Origin of the sequence: Xanthomonas sp. F10 (assembly GCF_014206815.1) — a bacterium.
Lineage (GTDB): Bacteria > Pseudomonadota > Gammaproteobacteria > Xanthomonadales > Xanthomonadaceae > Xanthomonas_A > Xanthomonas_A indica.
In genome coordinates this window covers 1,201,236-1,224,279 of record NZ_JACHNP010000002.1, presented here as the reverse complement: position 1 = coordinate 1,224,279, position 23,044 = coordinate 1,201,236, and the positions used below count along the sequence as shown (strand labels likewise).

General features: G+C 70.6%; 20 protein-coding genes. 5 read left to right on the top strand and 15 right to left on the bottom strand.

What is annotated here, in order from left to right:
• The 3 genes from FHR56_RS16570 to FHR56_RS16560 are packed head-to-tail and all read right to left on the bottom strand — an operon-like array spanning position 1 to position 3,137.
• On the bottom strand, positions 1–1,182 hold the full coding sequence (locus FHR56_RS16570) for an efflux RND transporter periplasmic adaptor subunit (RefSeq protein WP_160945829.1): 1,182 nt from the start codon (positions 1,180–1,182) through the stop codon (positions 1–3).
• 10 nt (positions 1,183–1,192) lie between these two features.
• Positions 1,193–2,677 carry an efflux transporter outer membrane subunit gene (locus tag FHR56_RS16565; RefSeq protein ID WP_160945828.1) on the bottom strand — a complete coding sequence of 495 codons (1,485 nt, stop codon included), beginning with the start codon at positions 2,675–2,677 and terminating at the stop codon, positions 1,193–1,195.
• A 10-nt stretch (positions 2,678–2,687) separates the two neighbouring features.
• Complete coding sequence (locus FHR56_RS16560) at positions 2,688–3,137, bottom strand: MarR family transcriptional regulator (RefSeq protein WP_160945827.1); 450 nt, start codon at positions 3,135–3,137, stop codon at positions 2,688–2,690.
• Positions 3,138–3,279: 142 nt separating this feature from the next.
• Here FHR56_RS16560 and FHR56_RS16555 point away from each other — a divergent pair, with 142 nt between their 5' ends.
• The 3 genes from FHR56_RS16555 (at position 3,280) to FHR56_RS16545 (ending at position 7,422) form a co-directional block, all read left to right on the top strand.
• Positions 3,280–4,164 carry a helix-turn-helix transcriptional regulator gene (locus FHR56_RS16555; protein ID WP_242080868.1) on the top strand — a complete coding sequence of 295 codons (885 nt, stop codon included), beginning with the start codon at positions 3,280–3,282 and terminating at the stop codon, positions 4,162–4,164.
• A 57-nt stretch (positions 4,165–4,221) separates the two neighbouring features.
• Positions 4,222–6,465, top strand: coding sequence for a DNA topoisomerase IV subunit A (gene parC / locus FHR56_RS16550; protein WP_160945825.1), 2,244 nt, complete (start codon positions 4,222–4,224; stop codon positions 6,463–6,465).
• Positions 6,466–6,528: 63 nt separating this feature from the next.
• The gene (locus tag FHR56_RS16545; RefSeq protein ID WP_160945824.1) at positions 6,529–7,422 is read left to right on the top strand and encodes a hypothetical protein; all 894 of its coding nucleotides are present in this window, start codon (positions 6,529–6,531) and stop codon (positions 7,420–7,422) included.
• A 387-nt stretch (positions 7,423–7,809) separates the two neighbouring features.
• Here the strand turns inward: FHR56_RS16545 and FHR56_RS16540 are convergent, their stop codons facing one another.
• Positions 7,810–8,682 (bottom strand): helix-turn-helix transcriptional regulator, encoded by an 873-nt coding sequence (locus FHR56_RS16540; RefSeq protein WP_160945823.1) that lies wholly within the window; start codon positions 8,680–8,682, stop codon positions 7,810–7,812.
• A 97-nt stretch (positions 8,683–8,779) separates the two neighbouring features.
• Here FHR56_RS16540 and FHR56_RS16535 point away from each other — a divergent pair, with 97 nt between their 5' ends.
• A complete protein-coding gene (locus FHR56_RS16535) occupies positions 8,780–9,676 on the top strand; it encodes an SDR family oxidoreductase (RefSeq protein WP_160945822.1) in 897 nt (298 codons plus the stop codon).
• 191 nt (positions 9,677–9,867) lie between these two features.
• Here FHR56_RS16535 and FHR56_RS16530 read toward each other — a convergent pair whose 3' ends face one another.
• The 11 genes from FHR56_RS16530 to bfr all read right to left on the bottom strand — a co-directional run bounded on the left by FHR56_RS16530 (position 9,868) and on the right by bfr (position 20,427).
• Complete coding sequence (locus tag FHR56_RS16530; RefSeq protein ID WP_160945821.1) at positions 9,868–10,539, bottom strand: TetR/AcrR family transcriptional regulator; 672 nt, start codon at positions 10,537–10,539, stop codon at positions 9,868–9,870.
• Between the two features lie 165 nt (positions 10,540–10,704).
• A complete protein-coding gene (locus FHR56_RS16525) occupies positions 10,705–12,147 on the bottom strand; it encodes an aldehyde dehydrogenase family protein (RefSeq protein ID WP_184502670.1) in 1,443 nt (480 codons plus the stop codon).
• Between the two features lie 99 nt (positions 12,148–12,246).
• Positions 12,247–13,398 carry an MFS transporter gene (locus FHR56_RS16520; RefSeq protein WP_160945820.1) on the bottom strand — a complete coding sequence of 384 codons (1,152 nt, stop codon included), beginning with the start codon at positions 13,396–13,398 and terminating at the stop codon, positions 12,247–12,249.
• Between the two features lie 84 nt (positions 13,399–13,482).
• The gene (locus FHR56_RS16515; protein WP_160945819.1) at positions 13,483–14,121 is read right to left on the bottom strand and encodes a hypothetical protein; all 639 of its coding nucleotides are present in this window, start codon (positions 14,119–14,121) and stop codon (positions 13,483–13,485) included.
• Positions 14,122–14,124: 3 nt separating this feature from the next.
• Positions 14,125–15,573 carry an aminotransferase class III-fold pyridoxal phosphate-dependent enzyme gene (locus FHR56_RS16510; RefSeq protein ID WP_160945818.1) on the bottom strand — a complete coding sequence of 483 codons (1,449 nt, stop codon included), beginning with the start codon at positions 15,571–15,573 and terminating at the stop codon, positions 14,125–14,127.
• Between the two features lie 49 nt (positions 15,574–15,622).
• Complete coding sequence (locus FHR56_RS16505) at positions 15,623–16,264, bottom strand: class II aldolase/adducin family protein (RefSeq protein WP_160945817.1); 642 nt, start codon at positions 16,262–16,264, stop codon at positions 15,623–15,625.
• Complete coding sequence (locus tag FHR56_RS16500; RefSeq protein ID WP_160945816.1) at positions 16,251–17,894, bottom strand: FGGY-family carbohydrate kinase; 1,644 nt, start codon at positions 17,892–17,894, stop codon at positions 16,251–16,253. Before FHR56_RS16500 ends, FHR56_RS16505 begins: the two co-directional genes overlap by 14 nt.
• 3 nt (positions 17,895–17,897) lie before the next feature.
• A complete protein-coding gene (locus tag FHR56_RS16495) occupies positions 17,898–18,803 on the bottom strand; it encodes a TorF family putative porin (RefSeq protein ID WP_160946052.1) in 906 nt (301 codons plus the stop codon).
• A gap of 104 nt (positions 18,804–18,907) precedes the next feature.
• Entirely contained in the window at positions 18,908–19,333 is a 426-nt protein-coding gene (locus FHR56_RS16490) for a DUF2147 domain-containing protein (protein ID WP_160945815.1), read from the bottom strand.
• Positions 19,334–19,390: 57 nt separating this feature from the next.
• The gene (locus FHR56_RS16485; protein ID WP_160945814.1) at positions 19,391–19,720 is read right to left on the bottom strand and encodes a hypothetical protein; all 330 of its coding nucleotides are present in this window, start codon (positions 19,718–19,720) and stop codon (positions 19,391–19,393) included.
• Positions 19,721–19,935: 215 nt separating this feature from the next.
• Entirely contained in the window at positions 19,936–20,427 is a 492-nt protein-coding gene (gene bfr, locus FHR56_RS16480; protein ID WP_026143459.1) for a bacterioferritin, read from the bottom strand.
• 191 nt (positions 20,428–20,618) lie between these two features.
• On the opposite strand from bfr, the gene FHR56_RS16475 reads away from it, so the two are divergent.
• Positions 20,619–22,997: a penicillin acylase family protein gene (locus tag FHR56_RS16475; RefSeq protein ID WP_160945813.1), complete on the top strand. Its 2,379-nt coding sequence runs from the start codon at positions 20,619–20,621 to the stop codon at positions 22,995–22,997.
• Positions 22,998–23,044 lie beyond the last annotated feature (47 nt).

Here is a 23,044-nt window from a genome sequence, read left to right as displayed (position 1 = left end):
TCAGTTCGCCTTGGCGGCGTCGGGCAGGTTGGCGTGGATGATCTGCTTCACGGCCGCATCGGCCTGCTGCAGCTGCTGCGCGTAGACATCGGTATCCAGCAGCGTGCCGCTGGCCGGCTTGCTCGGCAGCACCGCCCCATTCTGGTCATGCAGGTTGACGTTGACCTTCATCGACAGGCCGATGCGCAGCGGGTGCTGCTGCAACTGCTTAGCGTCGATGGCGATGCGCACCGGCACGCGCTGCACGATCTTGATCCAGTTGCCGCTGGCGTTCTGCGCCGGCAGCAGCGAGAACGCGCTGCCGGTGCCGATGCCCAGGCTCTCCACGGTGCCGCGGTAGCTCACCGCGCCGCCGTACAGATCCGACTCCAGTTCCACCGGCTGGCCCAGGCGCATGTGCTTGAGCTGGGTTTCCTTGAAGTTGGCGTCCACCCACACCTGGTTCAGCGGCACCACCGCCATCAGCGCGGTGCCGGGCTGCACACGCTGGCCGACCTGCACCGAGCGCCGCGCCACGTAGCCGGCCACCGGCGCGACGATGGCGCTGCGGGCGTTGTTGAGGAAGGCCTGGCGCACCTGCGCGGCGGCCGCCTGCACGTCGGGCTGGTCGGCCACGCCGTTCTCGTCGATCAGTGCGCGGTTGCGCGCCAGGGTCTCGCGCGAGCCGCTGACCGCGGCCTCGGCGGCGGCCAGCTGGTCGCGGGCATGCGCCAGTTCTTCCGCGGAGATCGCACCGGTGGCGACCAGGCTGGCGCGGCGGGCGACGTCGGCGCGGGCGCGCTGCAGGGTCACCTGCTGCGCGGACAGTTCGGCCTGGGCCCCCTCGACCGAGCGGTACAGACCGCGCACCTGGCGCACGGTGCGCGCCAGATTGGCCTCGGCCTGCTGCAGCGCGACCTCGGTGTCGGCCGGGTCGAGCTTGACCAGCGGCTGGCCGCGCTCCACGCGCATGCCGTCGTCGGCGTCGATGCGCACCACGGTGCCGGCCACCATCGGGGTGATCTGCACCAGGTTGCCCTGCACGTAGGCATCGTCGGTGTCCTCGTGCCAGCGGCCGACCAGGAAGTACCAGATCGCCAGCGCGATCAGCACCAGCACCACTACCACGGCCAGGCCGCGCAGCAGCTTGCCGCGCCGGCTGGCGGCGGGAGCGGGGGAAGCGGGGGTCGTTGTCTGATTCATTGCAGCGATCTCAGGAATGCGAAGGTGCGGAAGAAGAGCTCGGCGCGTCGGCGGCGGAGGTGGCGTCGTAGCCGCCGCCCAGCGCCTGATTCAGGCGCACCGAGACTAGGATCTGATTGGATTGCAGGGCAGCCAGGCGCTGCTGCGCGTCGAGCAACTGCTGCTGCGCGCTGAGCACGTCCAGGTAGTTGCCGATGCCGGCGCGGTAGCGCTGCTGCGACAGGTCGAAGGCGGCCTGCGCGGTCTCCAGCGCCTGCGCCTGCTGTTGCGCCTGCTCGGCCAGCGAACGCGCCGCGTTGACCTGGTCGGCCACCTCGCGCAACGCCGCCACCAGGGTCTGGTTGTAGTTGGCCACCGCCAGGTCGTACTGCGCATCGCGCTCGGCGAGCTGGCTGCGCAGCCGCCCGCTGTCGAACAGCGGCAGGCTCACGCCCGGGCTGAGCAGGCCCAGCACCGACGAACTCTTGAACAGGTCGCCCGGATTGGTGGCGGCGACGCCGCCCAGCAGACTCAGATTGACGCTGGGGTAGAACTGGGCCTTGGCCGCATGGATGCCCTGCGAGGCGGCTTCCACCCGCCAGCGCGCGGCGACCACGTCGGGCCGGCGGCCGAGCAGGTCGCTGGGCAGCACCGACGGCACCCGCGCAGCCTGCGGATCGAGCAGGCGCGGCCGCGCGATCTGCAGCCCGCGGTCCGGGCCGCGGCCCAGCAGCGCCGCCAGCGCGGTGCGCGCTTCGTCGATCTGTTGCTGCGCAGCGGCTTGCTGCTGGCGTGCCGCCGGCACCCGCGCCTCGGCCTGGCGCAGTTGCAGGTTGCTGTCGATGCCGGCGTCGCGGCGCTGCCGCACCAGCTTCAGGCTGTTCTCCGAGCGCGCCAGTTCGGCACCGGCCAGGTCGTACAGATGCCAGGCATAGCCCAGTTGCGCGTAGGCGCGGGCGACGCCGGCCGACAGGTCCAGGCGCGCGGCCTGCGCGTCGACCTCGGCCGCATGCGCCTGGTCCACCGCCGCTTCCCAGGACGCGCGCTTGCCGCCCCACAGGTCGAAGCCGTAGCTGAAATCCAGCAGCGCCTGTTCGTTGTGGATGTACTTGCCGCCGATCTCGTCGCCGGCCAGGCCCTTGGGCAGTTGCAGGCCGGTGTAGCCGGCCGACAGCGACAGCTTGGGGTCGCGGTCCGCATCGGCGGCGCCGGCCTGCGCCTGCGCCAGGCGCAGCCGCGCATCGGCGGCCTCCAGGCTGGGCGTGCCCTGCAGGGCCTCGGCGATCAGCGCGTCGAGCTGCGGATCGCCCAACGCCTTCCACCAGTCCTGCTGCGGCCAGGGCGCCGGCGCCAGCGCGTCGGCGGCCAGGGTCTTGCCGATATGCAGCTGGCGGTCGGCATCGAGCCGGCGCCCCTGCGGTTCCAGGCCACGGCTGCTGGCACAGGCCGCCAGCGCCAGGGTGAGGGCCGCGACCGCGAATGGACGCAGGCGGGAAAGCGAAGGAGACAGGTTCATGTGAGCGGATTCAGGGCGAATTGAGGGAGTCGCGGACGCGGGCCAACAGCGAAAACAGGTGCTCGCGCTCCTCGGCGGACAGATCGCGCAACGCATCGGCGATGGCGTCTTCGCCGCGCTGCTTGAGTTGCTGCCACAGCGCGCGGCCGTCGTCGGTGAGCACGATCTGCAACGCGCGGCGGTCCTGCGCATGCGCTTCGCGGCGTACCCAGCCCAGGTCTTCCAGCTTGTCCAGCAGGCGGGTCACCGCGCTGGGGTTCTGGTCGAGGGCCTGGGCCAGTTCGTTGGCGGTGCACGGCGACATGTAGGCCAAGGCCTTCATGCCGAGGTAGTGGCTGAAGCCCAGGTCCAGTTCCAGCCCGGCCATGGCCTCGTCCAGGCGCCGCATCAGGCCGTCACGCACCTGGCGCAGCAGCAGGCCGAACGAGGGCGGACCAGGCAGGGAGGGAGCGCAGTTCATGGGCGCCAATTATTTTCATTTAGAAATATATGTCAAGAAAATATCCCCGCAGAAAGTAGATGCTGCGTTGCAGCGAAGGAACACTGGCAGCGGTGCGCACTCTAGCGGCGGCGAGGCGTGGCCCGGTATTACAATCCAGACAATGGATATCGAAATCGCGCCAACCGGGTCCGCCCCTGCCTCCCCCGCCGTTGCATCCGGCAGCGCCCTGGACCCGCGTGCCCTCGACTGGTTCGAGCGCGCCGACGGCCCGCCCGCGCTGGCCTTCATGGCGCACTCGCCGGTGTCGCTGCGGCACGAGGTGGACTGGCACCGCCACGTGCGCGGCCAGTTGATCTATGTCGAGGAGGGCGTGCTGAGCACCTCCACCGCGCATGGCCAGTGGTCGCTGCCGCCGGGCTGCGCCGGCTGGATGCCGCCGCAGGAACTGCACACCGTGCAGGTGTCCGGGCGGGTGCGCAGCTACCTGGCGCTGCTCCGCCCCGACGTCTGCGCCGACCTGCCGCCGCGGACCTGCGTGATCGGCATGAACGGCCTGTTCCGGGAGGTGCTGCGGCGGATGACCCAATGGGGCGTGCCAGCGGCGCTGGACGCCGAACAGCAGCGCCTGTGCGCGGTGCTGCTGGACGAGGTGCGCAACGCCCCGATCGAGCACCTGCACCTGCCGATGCCGCGCGACCGACGCCTGCTGCGCATCGCCACCCAGTTGCTGGAAACCCCCGCCGACGACCGTTCGCTGGCGCAGTGGGCGCACTGGGCCGGGCTGTCGCCGCGCAGCCTGAGCCGGCACTTCCGCGACGAAACCGGCTTCGGCTTCGCCGGCTGGCGCCAGCAGGCGCGGCTGGCCGAGGCGCTGCGCCGGCTCAGCGACGGCGCCAGCGTCGCCGACACCGCCTTCCGCCTGGGCTACAGCAGCCCCAGCGCCTTCGTCACCGCCTTCCGCGGCCGCTTCGGCCACCCTCCGGCCCGCTACCTGGCCAGCGCCGGCGGCACGCGCGGCTTGGCATCGCCGGCCGCATCCGGATAATCGACCGGCTGACCTGCGGCGCCTGGCGCCGCGTTCCCCTATAGGTATTCCCTGCGCATGACCGATCTCGCCCGCCCCGCCTTCCATGGCTTCGAACAGCTGCCGCTGCGCGAATACGCCGAACGCGCCTACCTCGACTACTCCATGTACGTGGTGCTGGACCGCGCCCTGCCGTTCCTCGGCGACGGGCTCAAGCCGGTGCAGCGGCGCATCATCTATGCGATGAGCGAGCTGGGCCTGAACGCGGCGGCCAAGCCGAAGAAGTCCGCGCGCACCGTCGGCGACGTGATCGGCAAGTACCACCCGCACGGCGACAGCGCCTGCTACGAAGCGCTGGTGCTGATGGCGCAGCCGTTCTCCTACCGCTACCCGCTGATCGAGGGCCAGGGCAACTTCGGCTCCACCGACGACCCGAAGTCGTTCGCGGCGATGCGCTACACCGAGTCCAAGCTGACCCCGATCGCCGAAGTGCTGCTGGGCGAACTGGGCCAGGGCACGGTGGACTGGTCGCCGAACTTCGACGGCACCCTGGACGAGCCGACCTGGATGCCGGCGCGGCTGCCGCACCTGCTGCTCAATGGCACCACCGGCATCGCCGTGGGCATGGCCACCGACGTGCCGCCACACAACCTCAACGAGATCGTCAGCGCGCTGATCCGCCTGCTCGACGACCCCGATGCCAGCGTCGCCGACCTGTGCGAGCACGTGCGCGGCCCGGACTACCCGAGCACCGCCGAGATCATCACCCCGGCCGCCGACCTGCGCACCCTCTACGAAACCGGGCACGGCAGCGTGCGCGCCCGCGCCACCTACCAGAAGGAAAACGCCAACATCGTGGTCACGGCGCTGCCCTACCAGGTGTCGCCGTCGAAGGTGATCGAGCAGATTGCGCAGCAGATGCGCGCCAAGAAGCTGCCGTGGCTGGAAGACATCCGCGACGAATCCGACCACGCCAACCCGGTACGGGTGGTGCTGGTGCCGCGCTCCAACCGGGTCGACGCCGAACAGCTGATGGGCCACCTGTTCGCCACCACCGACCTGGAACGCAGCTACCGGGTCAACCTCAACGTGATCGGCCTGGACGGCCGCCCGCAGGTCAAGAACCTCAAGACCCTGCTGGAGGAATGGCTGCGCTTCCGCAGCGACACCGTGGTGCGCCGCCTCAACCATCGGCTGGACAAGGTCGAGCGCCGCCTGCACCTGTTGGAAGGCCTGCTGACCGCGTTCCTCAACCTGGATGAAGTGATCCGCATCATCCGCACCGAAGACGAGCCGAAGCCGGCGCTGATCGCGCGCTTCGCGCTCAGCGAGGAACAGGCCGACTACATCCTGGAAACGCGCCTGCGCCAGCTGGCGCGGCTGGAGGAGATGAAGATCCGCGGCGAGCAGGATGCGCTGGCCAAGGAACGCGAACAGCTGCAGGCGGTGCTGGCCAGCAAGACCAAGCTGAAGAAGCTGATCAAGGACGAGCTGATGGCCGACGCCAAGAAGTTCGGCGATGCGCGGCGGTCGCCGCTGGTGCAGCGCGACGCGGCCCAGGCGATCGACGAGACCGAGCTGGTGCCGAGCGAGCCGATGACCGTGGTGATGTCGGAGAAGGGCTGGATCCGCGCGGCCAAGGGCCACGACGTGGATCCGGCGGCGCTCTCCTACCGCGACGGCGACAGCCTGCTGGCGGCGGTGCGCGCGCGCAGCACGCAGCAGGTGGCGTTCCTGGATTCGGAAGGCCGCGCCTACTCGACCCTGGTGCATACCCTGCCCTCGGCACGCGGCAACGGCGAGCCGCTGACCGGGCGCTTCTCGCCCGCCGCCGGCGCCGCCTTCCAGGCCCTGGCCAGCGGCGACAACGACGCGCGCCTGGTACTGGCGTCCTCGCACGGCTACGGCTTCGTCACCCGTTTCGAGAACCTGACCAGCCGCAACAAGGCCGGCAAGGCCATGCTCAACCTGACCCCGAACGCCAAGGTGCTGCCCCCGGCCCCGGTGAGCGGCGCCGGCACCGACCGCATCGTCGCGGTCACCAGCGCCGGCCATCTGCTGGCCTTCCCGGTCGCCGACCTGCCCGAGCTGGACAAGGGCAAGGGCAACAAGATCATCGACATCCCCAAGGCCAAGCTCAGCACCGAACGGGTGGTGGCGATCGCCGCGGTGGCACCGGGCAACACGCTGCTGGTGAAGAGCGGCCAGCGCACCATGTCGCTGTCGTTCAAGGACCTGGACGCCTACCTCGGCGCCCGCGCCAGCCGCGGCGGGCTGCTGCCGCGCGGCTGGCAGAAGGTCGACGATCTGGCGGTGGAATAAGCCGCTTCGCAGGACAAGCGTCCAGCGCCGGCATCGCAGTCATCCCAACGAAGGACCGCAACCATGAACGAGAACGCGATCAACGCAGGCAACGACGCTTCCTTGATGGCCAGGGTGGAGAGGCTGGAGCAACAACTCCAGGCCAAGGACCAACGCCTGCGCCGTGCCGTGACGGTCAACCGGGTGCTGCTGTTCGGCGTCGCCGCACTGGTGGTCGCCAGCGCCGGCGCCATCACCAGCGTCGGCGAACAACTGAGCCAGTACATGGATTTCTCCAGCACGCCGGTGTCCACGCCGGCGCTGGACACCTCGGTGCGCTGGGGCCGGCGCGATGCGTCCAATGTCGGCCCGGGCTACACCAACGAGATCCTGTCGCTGATCTCCGAGTCCGACCAGCAGAACTCCTTCAGTTGGCCGCTGTACATCCAGCTCAACGCGACCAAACATCCCAACGCGACCCAAGACAGTTCGCAGAGCGTGGGCGCCACGGTCCGCGCGTTCCAGCGCAGCACCGGTTCGCCGTGGCTGGCGGGTTTCCACAGCGAACTGTTCCACGGCTACGACGGGATCGCGGGGCAAAACGTCGCAACGCACGGCACCAGCATCCTGTTCAACGGCGAACTGACCTCCTACACCAACGGCGGTTCGACCATCGGCCTCAACCTGCTCAACACCCCGGGTTCCAGCACCGCCGGCACGCACGCCATCCAGATCCAGCCGGGCACGCGCGGCTGGCAGAACGGCATCCACTTCGACAGCGGCGCGCTCGGCAACATCGGCATCAACTTCGACCAGTCCAACTACAACATGGGCATCGACCTTGGCGACAACAGCCTCAGAATGAATGCCAATCAACGCATCATTCTCGAGAAATACGGCAGCGTGTATCTGCGCTACAACAGTACGAGCGACAAGGTGGAACTGGTCAAGAAGGGCAGCGTCGTCGCTTCCTGGTGAGGCCTTGAGCGGATCGCCAACTGTCCGCTTCGGCCAGTAGGCCCGTTTTATCGTAGGAGCGGCTTCAGCCGCAACGACTCAGCGTGTCGCGGCTGAAGCCGCTCCTACGACAAGCAGACCGGATCGGCGCCGTTGTGCTCGAGCGCGTGGCGGCCACGACGCCCTACCTGCATTTGCTCGCTGCCTCGCGATCGGAGGCGTAGATCAGGTCGGCCACGAGGCGGCTGACTGGTTGCAGTTGACGTGGCTCGGCGTCGGGGGAGTCTCGCTCAGCAATCGCCCATGCCCCTGATGATCTGCATGCGAATCCCCGGCGCCGCGCCAGCCGCGGCGGCACGAGAAGACCAGACGACCGGGTGCGCGCTTCTCCCGCTTGGTTTCACTGTTTCACACCGGTGCCAGCGCCGCATCCGTCCGCGCCGCCTGGCCCGCACCATGCGCGGTCGCCAGTGCGCGAATGCGCGCAGCCACGCCGGCATCGACGGGGGTGTAGACGATCATGCCCAGATCCGGCCTGCCATCCACGGCGAAGGCCGAGTACTCGAGCGCGATCTCGCCGAGCACCGGATGCTTGAGACGCTTTTCGCCGTCGCCCTCGCCGTGGCTCAGCACTTCGTGGTCGTGCCACAAGGCCTCGAACTCGGCGCTGAGCGCACACAGCTCGGTTACCAGGTCGCCCGCTTCCGAGGCGAGTCCCGCACGCATCACGTCGGCGCGAAACGCGCCCACCACGAAGCGTGCCACCCTGCCCCAATCGTGCTGCTTTGCACGCGTGGCGGGATGACAGAACAGGAAGCGCAGGATGTTGCGCTCGCCGACGGGCAGTTGGCCGTAATCGGTCAGCACCACGGCCGCCGCGCGATTCCAGGCCACTACGTCCCAGGTCGGCGTCTTGACGATGGCCGGACTCGTTTCCAGCGCATCGAGCACGCGCTGCAGCCGCGGGTTGACGCCCGCCACCGCGCGATAGCGCACCTCTGGCCGTCGCCCCAGTGCGACCATGAACAGATGTTCGCGTTCGGCGTCGGTCAGCAGCAGCGCGCCTGCGATCCGCTCCAGCACCTGCGCCGAGGGCGCGCCGCCGCGCCCCTGTTCGAGCCAGGTGTACCAGGTCGGGCTGATATTGGCGCGCTGCGCGACTTCCTCGCGGCGCAGACCCGGCGTGCGCCGACGGCCGGAGAAGCCGAAGCTGGCGGGATCGAGCCGGGTCCGCCGGCTGCGCAGGAAGTCGCCCAGGGAATGGGCTGGATCGGAATGCATGGCAAGCCTGTTAGTCGCTTTACTACGATGACGTCACTACTTTAACGGGATAAGCAGATGCCGGAGAGTCGCTCGGACTGACCCAACGGAGTGCACCATGCGTATCTTTCTGACCGGCGCGACCGGTTTCATCGGCTCGGCGCTGGTTCCCGAACTGCTCCAGGCCGGCCATCGCGTGCTCGGCATGACCCGATCGGAGGCCGGCGCGCAGGCGCTGCGCGCGGCCGGCGCCGAGGTCCACCACGGCACGCTCGAGGATCCGGACAGCCTGGGTCGTGGTGCCGCCCAGGCCGATGCGGTGATCCATGCGGCGTTCGATCATGATTTCAGCAACTTCGCCGCCAACTGCGAGAAGGACGGACGCGCGATCACGTCCCTGGGCGCGGCGCTGCAGGGCTCCGATCGCCCGCTGCTGATCACCTCGGGCACGGGCGTGGGCAGCGGCGAACACGGCGAGCCGGCCAGCGAGGACGTCTTCAACGCCGCACATCCGAATCCGCGCATCGCCTCCGAGCAGGCCGGCAACGCGTTGCGCGAGGCCGGCGTCAACGTCTCGGTGATGCGACTGCCGCAGGTCCACACCCCGTTTCGGCAAGGGCTGGTCACCCCGCTGGCGGCGATCGCGCGCGACAAGGGCGTGGTCGCCTATGTCGGCGACGGCAGCAACCGCTGGCCGGCCGGCCACCTGTCCGACGCGGTGCGGCTGTATCGTCTTGCGATCGAGAAGGCGCAGCCCGGCGCGCGCTATCACGCGGTCGGCGAGGAAGGCGTGCGCATCCGCGAGATCGCCGAGGCGCTCGGGCGCGGCCTGAAGCTGCCGGTGGTATCCATTGCGCCGGGCGAGGCGGCCGCGCATTTCGGCTGGATGGCGATGTTCGTGCAACTCGACATGCCGGCCTCGAGCGCGCTGACCCAGGCCAGGCTCGGCTGGACGCCGACCGGTCCGACGCTGGTCGCGGATCTCGACGAAGGCAGGTTCGCCGCCGCGCCCTGATCCCGTCGGGGCCGGCACGTGCAGCGCCTCGCGGGCGTCGCGCCGTGTCTGCGGACGCCTCGTTTGCAGTTGGCCTCAAGCCGCCGTTTGGTGGCGCGCGGTTCGCGCTGGCATCGGCCGCTGCGCCTTGCGATTGCGTTGCGTGGGCCACGCAGATGCCGCACATCCGGAACCGACGCCGCAGCCCCGCCTCACCCAGCCGCGGCCCCGTCGCGCAGTTGCTCGATATGGCTGGCGATCATCGCTGCCACGGTATCGGCCACCGCGCGGGCGCTCAGGCGGGTGTCGAACAGCAGCTCCACGGTCGCGTAGATCAGATCGACCACGATGCGGCTGACCAGCCGCAACTGGCGCGGGTCGGCATCGGGGAAGGCCTCACTGAGAAAGCGCACCTGGCCTTTGGTCACCTGCGCGTGCGAATCCAGGCGCACCTGCTGCAGCGCGGGCACCGCGCGCAGCGCGCGCAGCACCCACACCCCACCCTCGGTCGCCTTGGTGACGCGGTAGGTATCCAGCACCAGCCCGGCCAGCGCACGCTGCAGTTCCTCGCGCGTGCCGCTCATCGCCTGCCGGGTGATCCACTTGGGGATGAGCTGGTTCTGCCGCTCCATCAGCCGCCGGCCCAGTTCCGACAGCAGCGCGTACTTGTTGGGGAAATAGCGGTACAGCGCCGGCGGCGTCAGCCCCGCACGCGCGCACACCAGGTTGGTGGACAACCGCTCCACGCCGACATCGCCGAGCAGTTGCGCGGTGACCGAGAGGATCTGTTCGTAGGTCTCGGTGGCGCGATGCTGGGCCGGCACCTTGTTCCCGGTCAGGCGCGGGCGGTGCGGTGCGGGGGAACGCGGCGTGTCGGCGGGCATGGGATCTCGATGGTGGTGAAGCGGCAGACGCCACGCTGGCGTCGCTGCGTCGATCTGGCGGCATGCATCGCCACGGCAATGCATGCGCGGACGGTGCCGCAGCGTCGCTGCACGCGCCGGCATCGCATCTTACCGCGCCCGCCCCTGGCACACCGGCTGCGCTGCTCAGCGCCGCGCCAGCCAAGCGCTGAGGCCGGCCGCCAAGCGCTGCTGCAAGGACGTATAGGGAGGAAAGAACGCTTTGACGATCGGCAGGCGGCCGCCCTGCAGCAGCGCGCGCTCGTGCGAGAAGGCGCGGAAGCCATGCACGCCGTGGCCGCTGCCGAAGCCCGAGGCGCCCACCCCGCCGAACGGCAGGCCGCTGTGCACGAACTGCTGCAGGCAGTGGTTGACCACCGCGCTGCCGGAGCTGGTGCGCGCCAGCACCCGCGCGATGCCGGCGCGGTCGCAGCTCCACAGATACAGCGCCAGCGGCTTGGGCGCAGCGTCGAGCCGGTCGAGCACCTCGTCGAGGTGCGCAAACTCCACCACCGGCAGGACCGGGCCGAAGATCTCTTCCTGCGCGATCCGTGCCTGCGCCGGCACCTGCGCCAGCAGCGTCGGCGCCACGTAGCGCCGCGCCGCGTCGTGCTCGCCACCGGCCAGCAGCTGCGCACCGCCGGCGCGCGCCTCGTCGATCAGGCCGGCCACGCGCGCGGCGTGCGCCGGGTGGATCATGCGCGCCAGGTGCGGGCTGGCGGCGACCGCCTGCGCGTGGGCACCGTAGCGCTGCGCCAGCAGTGCGCGGCAGTGGTCGAGCAGGCGCGCGCTGACATCGCGATGCACGAACAAGGTATCCGGTGCGATGCAGGTCTGTCCGGCGTTGACCAGCTTGGCCCAGACGATCACCTCGGCGGCGCGGCGCAGGTCGGCGCTGCGGTCGACGATCACCGGCGACTTGCCGCCCAGCTCCAGCGTCACCGGGGTCAACTGCCGCGCTGCCGCGGCCATCACCTGCCGGCCCACCGACGCCGAGCCGGTGAAGAACACATGGTCGAACGGACACGCCAGCAAGGCCTGCGCGGTCGCCGCACCGCCCTGCACCAGCGCCACTTCCTCCGGCGCGAACGCCTCCTCCAGCACCGCCTGCAGCACTGCGTTGACCTGCGGCGTGAATTCGGACGGCTTGATCAGCGCGGTGTTGCCGGCGGCCAGCGCCGATACCAGCGGCCCCAGCACGGTGGCCACCGGATAGTTCCAGGGCCCGATGATCAGGCAGCGGCCCTTGGGCTGGTAGGCGATGCGCGCGCGTGTGCCCAGGGCCAGCAGGGTCGGCGCGACCTTGCGCGGCCGCATCCAGCGCGGCAGCTGCGCGATGGCGGTGGCGATCTCGTCGACCACCGGCAGCAGCTCGGTCAATTCCACTTCCAGCGCAGGCTTGGCGAAATCGGCGGCGAAGGCGGCGATCAACGCCTGCCGCCGCGCCAGCAACGCATCGCGCAGCGCCCGCAGATGCGCGCGCCGCGCGTTCGCCGACGAGCCGCGCCAAGCCAGCGCGGTGGCCTGCTGCGCGGCGAACAGCGCCGCGATCGTCTCCGGCGCGGTGTCCTGCACGGGCTCAGGCGACATCACCGTTCTCCAGCCTGCCTGACGTCGACAGCCACATGGCGCAGGGCAGCGCCCTGCCCCGCGCCACGCGCGCCCGACGGGCACGCGTCGCGGCCGCGATCACCGCGCATGCGAACCGGCCTGCACGGCGACCGGGCCGCGTTGCCGCCGGCCGATCCACAGCGCCAGCAGCGCCGCCGCCAGCGCGAAGCCCAGGCCGACCAGCGGCACCGGTGCCGGATCGTCGGCGTGCAGCAACAGCGAGGCCAGCAACGGCCCGCAGGCCGAGCCGATCAATTGCGCGGCCGGCACCAGCACCGCCACCCGGCCCTGCGCATCGGCGCGCAGCGCCAGGCCGACATGGAACGGCATCAGGAACATCCAGGCGAAGCCGAACGCCACGCACACCGCCGCGAACCCGAGTGCCGGATTGCCGGGAACCCGATACATGGACGCGGCCACCAGGCACAGCACCAGGCTGCCCAGGGTCAGGGTCGCCGTCACCGACAGCCGCCGCACCCAGTAGATCGCCGCCAGTCCGCCGGCGATCTGCATGCCCAGCACCCATGAGGTCTGCAGTTGCGCCGCATGCGCGTCCAGCCCCGCACGCAGCGCCAGCGGTTCCAGGTAGGCCCACAGCGCGCCGATCGCCGACATCTGCAGGAACGCCACCAGCAGCGGCGCCAGCGTCGCCGGCGACCAGCGCAACCTGGCGGTGGCGGTCGTCGCGCACTGCGCAATGGCTGCGGACGCCAGGGACGCTGGCGCGGTCAGTGCCGCCGCCAGCGGCAGCACCAGCAGGCACGTCGCGGCCATGGCGACGAAGCCGCCCTTCCAGCCGGCCGCCGGCAACACCCACAGCGCCAGCGCCGCCGCCAGCGCGATCTGCGCCAAGGCCTGCAGCACCATGAACACTGCGGTGGTCCGGTCCGGCGTCGCCGCGCGCACGATGCTGACCGTGGCGACCCAGACCAGCAGGCCCTCGGCCAGGCCGGCGGCCGCGCGCAGCGCGACGAAGGCGGCATCGCCCTGCGCCTGCACCGTGGCCAGATTCAGCAGCGCCGCGAGCAGCGCCGCCACGATCGCGGTGGTGCGCTGCCAGGACACCGGCAGCAGCGCATCGCCCAGCGCCACGCCGATGCCCAGCGCGATGATCTCGCCCATCGCCACCACGCCCAACCCTGGCAGCGTGATCAGGCGCTGCTCGACCAGTGCGCCGAGCACGATCGGCTGTACGCCGAGGATCAGCAGGGCGATGGCGCCGATCGACAACGCCGCAGCGAGCGGACGCTTCGCCTGGACGGCGGTTGGCGCGATGGAAGACGGGGATGGCGTGGCGGTCATCGCGGTGGACCCTCAGTAGCCTTTGCTTTCGGCCGGCAATTCGCCAGCGGCGAAGGCCGCGGCGGCACGCATCTGGTCCTTGCGCAGCCGCCCGTTGGCGATGCGCCGGACCCACCAAGGCAACTCCCGCACCTGGCCGCCGGTGGCGGCGGCGAGCACGTAGGCCTTGGCGCATTTCTCGAACAACTCCACGTTCAACGCCAGCCGCTGCGCGGTGATGCCCAGACACAGCGGGCGTGCGCCGAGCAGCAGCACGCTGCCGCCTGCCGGCGGCGCCGTCGCCAACGCCTCGACCGCAGAAAAAGGCGCCGGCATCGGCCCGATGTGCCGGGCCTGCTCGTCGAACACCTGCGGCAGCACGCCGCCGACATCGGCCAGGCGATGGCCGAACGCGCCCGCCGACCAGGCGCTGGCACCGACGTCGGGACGCCGCAGGTACACCTGCGCGTGCACCTGCGCCGCCGCCGGCAGCGCCGGGTCGCGCCAGTCCAGCCACTGCGGCCGCTCCGCATCGAGCGCGCCGCAGCACATCGCCGTGCTGCCCGGACAGCGCAGCGCCAGCGCTGCCGCATCGTCGCCGAGCAGGCGCTTGGCCACGAGCCGCTCGCGGGTGTGCAGCCACAGCGATTCGATGTGCGAGAGGGTGGGCATGCGCTACACCAGCTTGAACACGTCGTCGAAGCGGTTCAGCGCTTCGTCCACCACCGCATCGGTATCGGCGCGGCTGGTGTAGATGCGGCTGCCGGCCAGGGTGATCAGCCCGTGCGCGGAGTACGCCGCGCCCATCTCCTCCATCATGTGCTTGCGCTGCTTGGCCTCGTTGCGCACGCGCCACAGCTTGTACAGGTTGCCGGTGTCCAGCAGCAGCACGCCGGAGGTCTGCAGGTGCACGATCGAGCCCATGTTGTAGACCACGTACGGCAGGCCGAGACGGCGGATGATCGCCTCCAGGCCCTGCCGCAGGCGATCGCCGGCGCGGCCGGCCTGGCCGGCGGCGTCGCTGCGCTGCGCCTCCAGCAAGGCGTGGTAGCCGGCCACGCAGGACAGCGGATTGGCCGACAGCGTGCCGCCGACGAAGGCCCGCCGCGCGGTGGTGCCGATGCCGCCGACCAGGCTCATCATCACCTCGCGGCGCCCGCCGATCGCCCCGGCCATCGGATAGCCGCCGGCCAGGCATTTGCCGAGCACGGTGATGTCCGGCAGGACCCCGAAGTAGCCCTGCGCGCCGCCCGGGCCGAGCCGGAAGCCGGTGACCACCTCGTCGAAGATCAGCAGCGCGCCGAACTCGTCGCAGAGCGTGCGCACCTGCCGGTTGTAGTCGTGATGCACCGGCCGCGTGCCGCTCTCCGGCCCCAGCGGTTCCAGCAGCACCGCCGCGGTGCCGCCGCGCAGGCGGTTGAGCTGCAGCTTGCGGCGCAATGCCTCCAGATCGTTGGGATGGCATTCCTGGGTGTAGGCGGTGGCGCCACGCGGGATGCCGATCGCCTCCATGCGCCCGGTGCCCGGCAGGCGCATGCCGTACACCAGTTGGTCGCTCCAGCCGTGGTAGGCGCCGCCGATCTTGATGATCCATTTCTTGCGGGTGTGGGTGCGGGCCAGGCGCACCGCACCCATCACCGCCTCGGTGCCGGAGCCGAGCAAGCGCAGCATCTCCACCGCCGGCATGCTGGCGCAGACCAGTTCGGCCAGCTTGACCTCGTACTCGTGCAGCAGGCCGGTCACCGGGCCGCACTGGTCCAGCACCGCCTGCACGTGTTCGCGCAGTTCCGGCGGATTGGATCCGAGCAGGGTCGGGCCGCCGGCCTGCAGGAAGTCGATATAGCGGTTGCCGTCCACGTCGGTCAGGTACGCGCCCTCGGCGCTGTGCATGGCCAGCGGGAACGGATGGTTGAACGCCAGGTTGTGCTGCACGCCGCCGGGGATCACCTGCTTGGCCGCATCGCCCAGGCGCCTGGAGCCCTGGCAACGCTCGTCGAAGTAGCGCATCACCTTGGCCATGCCGGCGGCGCCGATCGGCCGCATCGGCTGGTTCACCAGCGCATGGAAGCGCGCGTACAACTGGTCCACATCGGGCCATTGCGAAATGGCGGGGGTCTGGCTCATGGTCGGTGCCGGGCTCGGGGGAACGGAAACGGAAAGGGCGTGCATGCGCTCAGGCCTCCAGGGCAGTGAGAACGGCGCGCAACGGCGCGGCCAGGCCGGTGTCGTGCAGGGCGCGGCGGCGGATGCGGCGCGTCAGGTGTTCGCGCGCCACCTGCTCCAGCGCATCGACCGCCGCCACCGCCTGCTCCAGGCTGCGGCCGCAGCACAGCACGCCGTGGTTGCGCATCAGATAGGCATTGCGCGATGGGCGCAGTTGCCGCGCCAGCAACCAGGCCAACAGCCCGGTGCCGGACGGGAAGTAACCGACCATCGGCACGCTGTGGCCGATCGCCACCTGCAACGCCGGGTCCTCCACCGGCAGCGCCGCACCGAGCAGCGCGCAGGCGCTGGCCACCGGCTGATGGGTGTGGATGCTGCAGGCCACGTCGGGCCGGCGGCGCAGCACCTGCGCATGCAGGCCGGTCTCCACCGACGGCGTGGCGGCGCCGTCCAGTTGCCGCAGGTCGGCCAGGCGCACCACGCAGATGTCCTCGGCGCGCATCGCCAGGTAATCGGTGGCCGACGGCGTCACCGCGAAGCGCTCGGCGTCCAGGCGCAAGGCGACGTTGCCGCCGGTCCCGGCCAGGTAGCCGCGCCGCGACAGTTCCACGCACAGCGCGACCACGCGCGCGCGTTGTTCATGGGCAAACATGCTGGGGAACCTCCGGCACGCACTCGGGAAGGGGATTCATGCGCCGGTAGATCGGCGCGAGGGTGCGCTGCAACTCGCGGAACGTCGCATAGCGGTCGTCGTACAGCGCGCGCGTGGCCGCAGACGGTTCGTACACCCGGCGCGCACGTTGCAGCGCCGGCAAGTCGGCGAAGCGCAGCCGGCCCAGGCCCACGCCGGCGATGAAGGTGGCGCCGATCGCATTGGCCTGGATCGGGTTGTGCAGTTGCCGGATCGGCTGGCCGCTGACGTCGGCGATGATCTGGCACCACAGGTCCGACTGCGCGCCGCCGCCGACCGCGGCGACCACCCCGGGATCGCGGCCGAGCAGGCGCGCGAACGGCTCCATCATCCAGCGCGTGTTCAACGCCACCCCTTCCATGAAGGCGCGGATGATGTCCTCGCGGGTGTGCATCAGCGACAGGTTGACCAGCCCGGCGCGCAGGCTGTGGTCCTCCACCGGGGTGCGCTCGCCGAACAGCCACGGCATGTACACCAGGCCGTTGGCGCCCGCCGGCACCCGCGCGGCGATCACGTTGAGCACCTCGTACACGTCCGGGCGCTCCTCGTCGCGAAGCAGCTCGTCCGGATGGAACAGGATGCGGTCGCGCAGGAACGACAGGTTGGCGCCGGCGGTGGACTGCAGCGCGGTGGCCAGGTAGCGCCCACCCACCGCGCACGGCACGGCGGCGATATTGCTGAACACGTCGGTCTTCATCCGCGGCACGTGCGCGCCAAGCCACGACGAGGTGCCGAGGTACAGATGCGAGGCGTAGTCCTCGACCGCCGCGGCCACCGCCACCGCCGAGTTGTCGATGGCGCCGGCGATCACCCGGGTCTGTGGCGACAGGCCCAGTTGCGCGGCCACGCCCGGCAGCAGCGGCCCCAGCAGCTCGGTCGAGGCCACCAGGTCCGGCAGCTTGTCGCGCTCGATGCCGAGCAGGCGCAGCAGGCCGTCGTCGTAGCGGATCCGCATCGGGTCGCGGTTGTCGGTGACCCAGGTGGTGAGCACCGAATCGGCGGTGGCGCAGAAACGTCCAGTCAGGCGCAGGTTGAGATAGTCCAGCGCGTTGAGGAACTTGTGCGTGCGCTGGTAGCGCTGCGGTTCGTGGTCGCGCAGGTAGGCGATGTGGCCGGCGCAATCCTTGCCGCTGCCGGCCGGCGCGCCGCCGCTCAGGCGCAGCCAGCGCAGCAGCTTCAGCGGCGCGTAGCCGCGCACGTTGAGCCAGCGCCCGCGCAGGCGCCGCGCGATCGCCGCCTGCCCGCGCATGTCCAGCCACAGCATGGCGTTGCCCAGCGCACCGCCATCGCGGTCCACGCACACGGTGCACTCGCCCTGGGTCGAGCAGCACACCGCGGTCACCCGCCGGCGCAGCGCCTCGCCCCCTTGCAGCACCGCCGCGGCGGTGACCAGCAGCGCGTTCCACCAGTCGCGCGGATCCTGCTCGGCGCAGACCCCGTGCACGTGCAGCGGCACCGGTTCGAACGCCCAGGCGATCACCTGGCCGTCCAGGGTGACCAACGCGCACTTGCAGCCGGAGGTTCCCAGGTCCACCGCCAGCACCAGCGGCTGGTCGCCGCCACGGTCGGCATCGAGCAGTTCGCTGCGCATGGGTCAGAACGTGTAGCCGATCGAGGCCACCAGGGTGTCGCCGTCGGTCTTGCGGATGCGCGCGCCGTCCTGCACCCAGTACAGTTCGTGCGCGTTGACCCGGGTGCTGACCCAGTCCAGGTTCCAGTCCAGGCCCCAACGCTTGTGGGTGACGCCGATCTGGTAGTCGGCGAAGCTGCCCTCGCTGAAGTTGCGCAGCTTCTGGTAGCCGGCGTGCAGGCGCAGCGTGGTGGACGGCAGCAGCGACGGCAACAGCGGGGTCTGGTAATTGAGATCGCCCAGCAAGGTGCCGCGCGAATCGTGGTCGCCGCGGGCGAAGCAGCGCAGCGCCACGGTCGGGTCGGCGGCGAACTGCAGGATCTGCGCGCACACGCCGCCGGTGTCGGCACCGCGGTAGGTCTTGGAGAACACGTACAGCACGCGGCCCTCGACCGCGCCGTAGCCGAGTTCGAGCACGCCGAAATTGCTGTCGTAGTCGGTGCGGCGGATGTCCTCCGGCGTTCCTGTCTCCAGGTCGATCCGGTGCGGGGCCAGGAAACTGGCGCCGGGGAAGCGCTCGGTCGCCAGGCCGACGCCGGCATGCCAGGCATCGGGGTTGCCGAAGCGGTAGCCGGCCGCCGCAGTCATGCCCAGGCCGTCGCCGTCGAGGAACTGCTTCTTGCTGACCTTGGCCACCTCCAGCAGCGCGACGAAGCCGCTGGCGTGCACGAACTGGGTGGTCCACTTCAGCGACGGGCGCATCAGCGAGTCGGACACGCCGCGCGTACGCTGCTCGCTCATCAGCTTGATCTGGTTCTGGAACTCGTAGTTCACCATGCCATCGGGGTCGGCCTGCTGGGCCTGGGCCTGGGCCTGGGCCTGGGCGCAGCACGCACCGTGCAGGGCCAGTGCGCCCGCGAGGGCCGCCATGAAGCGGACTGCAGTCATCTCAATCTCCCCTGGTTCGCTGAGGAAGTGGGACGCGCGGCGGCCCGCACGTCGATGGCGCCGGCGCGTTGCGCGCGGCGGGTGGACTACTTGGTGCAGACCGGCGTGCTGGGCAGCGCCTGCACGCGGGTGAAGCGCTCGGTCTCGCCAAGCACTTCCACGCCGACAAAGGCGCGCAGGTCCAGCGACTTGCCGCTGGCGCGCAGCGTGGCCTTGTAGCGCTTGCCGCTACGCGGATCGAAGGCCCAGCCATCGCGCCAGGTATCGCCGTCCTCGCGCCCAAGGCGCGCGATCTGCACGCCGCAGGTATCGGTCGCGGTGCCGGCGTCCTTGTCCCAGACGATGCGCCCGCACAAGGCGCTGGCCGCATCCGCGCAGGGCGCGAACTCCACCACCGCGTCCTTGGCCGCGGTCAACCACAGCCCCTGCGCCGTGGCCGGGGCGGCGCACGCGGTGGCGCTCGCCAGCAACCATCCGGCGACGGCCGTACCGACCGCGCCGTACCGCTTCATTCCAAGACTCGCCTGCATCGAACGCCCCCTCGCCATCGCGCAATTCAGTAGTGAAAACTACCGTATAGCGATCACTACTGTTTTGCAAGCATTGCACACACCGTGCTGGTCGCGGGCGCAGCGAGTCGCGCAAGCCCTTGGATTTAAAGTGATTTTTGTGCGTAGCGCCAGGCATGCGGCGGCCACTTTTGCGGCGCTGCAACAGCCACCGGCGAAGATGGCGACGCGGATCGGCCGGCTTTCGGACCATGTCAGCCGCCACGCGCCGAACGCATGGGTCGGTCGCGTGCATTCCACGAACGCAGGCACCTGCGCGCCGCCGAACGCGGTCGGCGACGTCACGCAACGGCTAAAGACGACGGCCAATGCAGCGAGATCGGTCGGCATGGGTGCCACCTGGCTGCAGCGGCAACCTTCACTACATCGACAATGCGCACTGTCACCCGTGAAGAGTGGCAATGCCGCTGCGGGCCAGCGAGACAGAGAGGGCGACCGGTACGCGCGACCGGCCTCAAGCGGCCGGTGATGGCGCGGCCGCAGTGGCGGGAAATCCCCCGCTCAGTGCATCGGCGCCTCCCGCACGCGGGAAGCGCGCGGACGGATCAGGCGTCCTTGCCGGACACGTGCCCGTCGATCTTCGAGGTCTGGTACAGCGCCATGCCGATGCGCTTGATCAGGCCGAGCTGCTGCTCCAGCCACCAGGCATGGTCTTCCTCGGTGTCGCGCAACTGCGCCAGCAGCACGTCGCGGCTGACGTAGTCGCCGTGCTGCTCGCACAGCTTCATGCCCGCGGCCAGATTGGCGCGCACTTCGTACTCGACCTTGAGGTCCTTCTCCAGCATCTCCTCGACCGTGCGTCCGGGTTCGAAGGCATGCGGGCGCATGTCCGGGTCGCCCTCCAGGAACAGGATGCGCCGAAGCAGCGCATCGGCGTGCTCGGTCTCCTCTTCCATCTCGTGGTTGATGCGTTCGTACAGCGCCAGCAGGCCCTGGTCCTCGTAACGCCGCGAGTGGATGAAATACTGGTCGCGCGCGGCCAGCTCGCCGCGCAGCAGCTCCTTGAGGCATTGCACAACGTCGGGGTGTCCCTTCATGGGGCGGGCTCCGTGGGGTCGACTGAGGGCGCCATAGTGCCCGATGCCGCCGCGCCGCGTTCCAATCGGAATCATTCACATCCCGAGTCGCACCACCCACGATGCGTGACCCCGCGCACAGCGTGCCGCGCCTACGCGGGAACGACACGCACTCGTGTCTAGAATCGGAGACTTGCCACCGGAGAGAGACGATGCGCGGTCGATGGAAACGCCTGCTGCTGGGCATGCTGCTGCTGGCGGCAGCCCTGGTGCTGTGCGTCTGGCTGCTGCTGCGCGGCAGCCTGGCCACGCTCGACGGCGATGCCCCGCTGCAAGGCCTGCAGGCACCGGTGAGCATCCAACGCGACGCGCTGGGCGTGGTCACCATCGAGGCCGCCGACGAAGCCGATGCGATGCGCGCGCTCGGCTACGTGCACGCCCAGGAACGCTTCTTCGAGATGGACCTGCTGCGCCGCGCCGCCGCCGGCGAACTGTCCGAGCTGGTCGGCCCGCACGCGCTGGACGTGGACAAGGCGCGGCGCGCGCATCGCCTGCGTGCCCGCAGCAGCGCGCAGTTGGCCGCGTTCGCCGGCACGCATGCGGCGGCGCTGCAGGCCTACAGCGCCGGCGTCAACCAGGGCCTGCATGCGCTGCGGGTGCGGCCGTGGCCGTACCTGGTGCTGTTCGCCGCGCCGCGCGACTGGCAGCCGGTGGATTCGGCGCTGGCCGGCCAGGCGATGTACTTCGATCTGCAGGGCAAGCAGCTCGAACGCAAGCTGGACCTGTACCGCCTGCAGCAGCGCTTGCCGGCGCCGCTGTACGCCCTGCTGCGCCACGAGGGCAGCAGTTGGGACGCCGCCCTGGATGGCAGCGTGCGCGGCGATGCGCTGCTGCCCACCGCCGACCAGGTCGATCTGCGGCGCCTGGCGGACGTGCCCGCCACCGCGGACGCCGTAGCCAGCAGCGCGCCCGGCAGCAACAACTGGGCCATCGCCGGCAGCCGCACCGCCGACGGCCGCGCCATCGTCGCCAACGACATGCACCTGGGCCTGCGCGCGCCCAGCCTGTGGTTCCGGGTACGCCTGCGCTATGCCGATGCGCAGGCGCCGGGCGGCCGCGTGGACGTGTCGGGGTTCTCGCTACCGGGGCTGCCGGCGGTGATCGTCGGCAGCAACGGCCACATCGCCTGGGGCTTCACCAACAGCTATGCCGATACCGCCGACTGGTACCGGCTCACCCCATGCGCGGCGGTCGCGCAGCCCGGCTGCACGCCGGTCACCGTGCACCGCGAACAGATCCGCGTCTCCGGCGCGCCCGCCACCACGCTGCGGGTGGAGGACACCGCCTACGGCCCGATCCTGCAGCACGAGGCCGATGGCAGCGCACTGGCGCTGCGCTGGGCGGCGCAATTGCCGGGCGCGCTGAACCTGGGGCTGGCCGACTTCGCCCGCACCGATACGCTGGGCGGCGCCTTCGCGCGCGCGCAAGGCATCGCCACGCCGGCGCAGAACCTGGTGCTGGCCGACCGCGACGGCCACATCGGCTGGCGCGTGCTCGGCCCGCTGCCGCTGCGCGGCCCGCATTGCGTGGCCGACGCGGTGATGCACGACGTGCGCGCGACGGTGCCGGCGGATGCGCGCTGCGCGCCGTGGCCGCTGTCCACCACCCAATCGCCGCAGCGCATCGATCCCGCCGACGGGCAACTGTGGACCGCCAATGCCCGCGTGGTCGGCGGCGCCGACCTGGCACCGCTCGGCGATGGCGGCTACGCGCTGGGCGCGCGCGCGCAGCAGATCCGCGACGACCTGCGCCTGCACCCGCACCTCAACGAACAGCAGTTGCTGGCGATCCAGCTCGATGATCGCGCGCTGTTCCTGCAGCGCTGGTGGGCGCTGCTGCAGCAACGCGACGCCGACGCGGCCACACCGGCGCTGCATGCCTTGTCGCAGGCGGCCAAGCACTGGGAGGGCCGCGCCAGCACCGGCTCGGTGAGCTACACCGTGGTCCGCGCGTGGCGCCTGGCGGTGTTGACGCGGATCCGCGACGGCCTGATCGCGCCGGCCCGTGCCGGCTCCGGCGGCGCTGCCGCGCCACCGCCGCTGCCGCAGCTGGAAGGCGTGGCCTGGCCACTGCTGCAACAACAGCCGCTGCACCTGTTGCCGCGCCGCTACGGCAGTTGGCAGGCGCTGCTGGAAGACGCCGCCGCCGAAGTGCGCACGACGCTGCAGGCCGATGGCCCGCTGGACACGCGCCGCTGGGGCCTGGAGAACCGTGCGGCGATCTGCCATCCGCTGGCGCAGGGCCTGCCGGCGCCGCTGCGTGGCTGGCTGTGCATGCCGGACACGCCGCTGCCCGGCGACGACGACATGCCGCGCGTACAGCGCCCGGCCTTTGGCGCGTCCGAGCGCATGGTGGTGGCGCCGGGCCACGAGGCCGACGGCATCGTGCACATGCCGGGCGGCCAGAGCGGCCATCCGCTGTCGCCGTTCTGGGGCGCCGGCCACGCCGACTGGGTGCAGGGTCGCGCCACAAAGTTCCTGCCCGGCCCGACCCGGCACACGCTGACATTAAGGCCGCCCGCTCCACAATGACCCGATCTCGGTTCCGCGCACGCGTCTATCTCATGCGCCGGCCTACC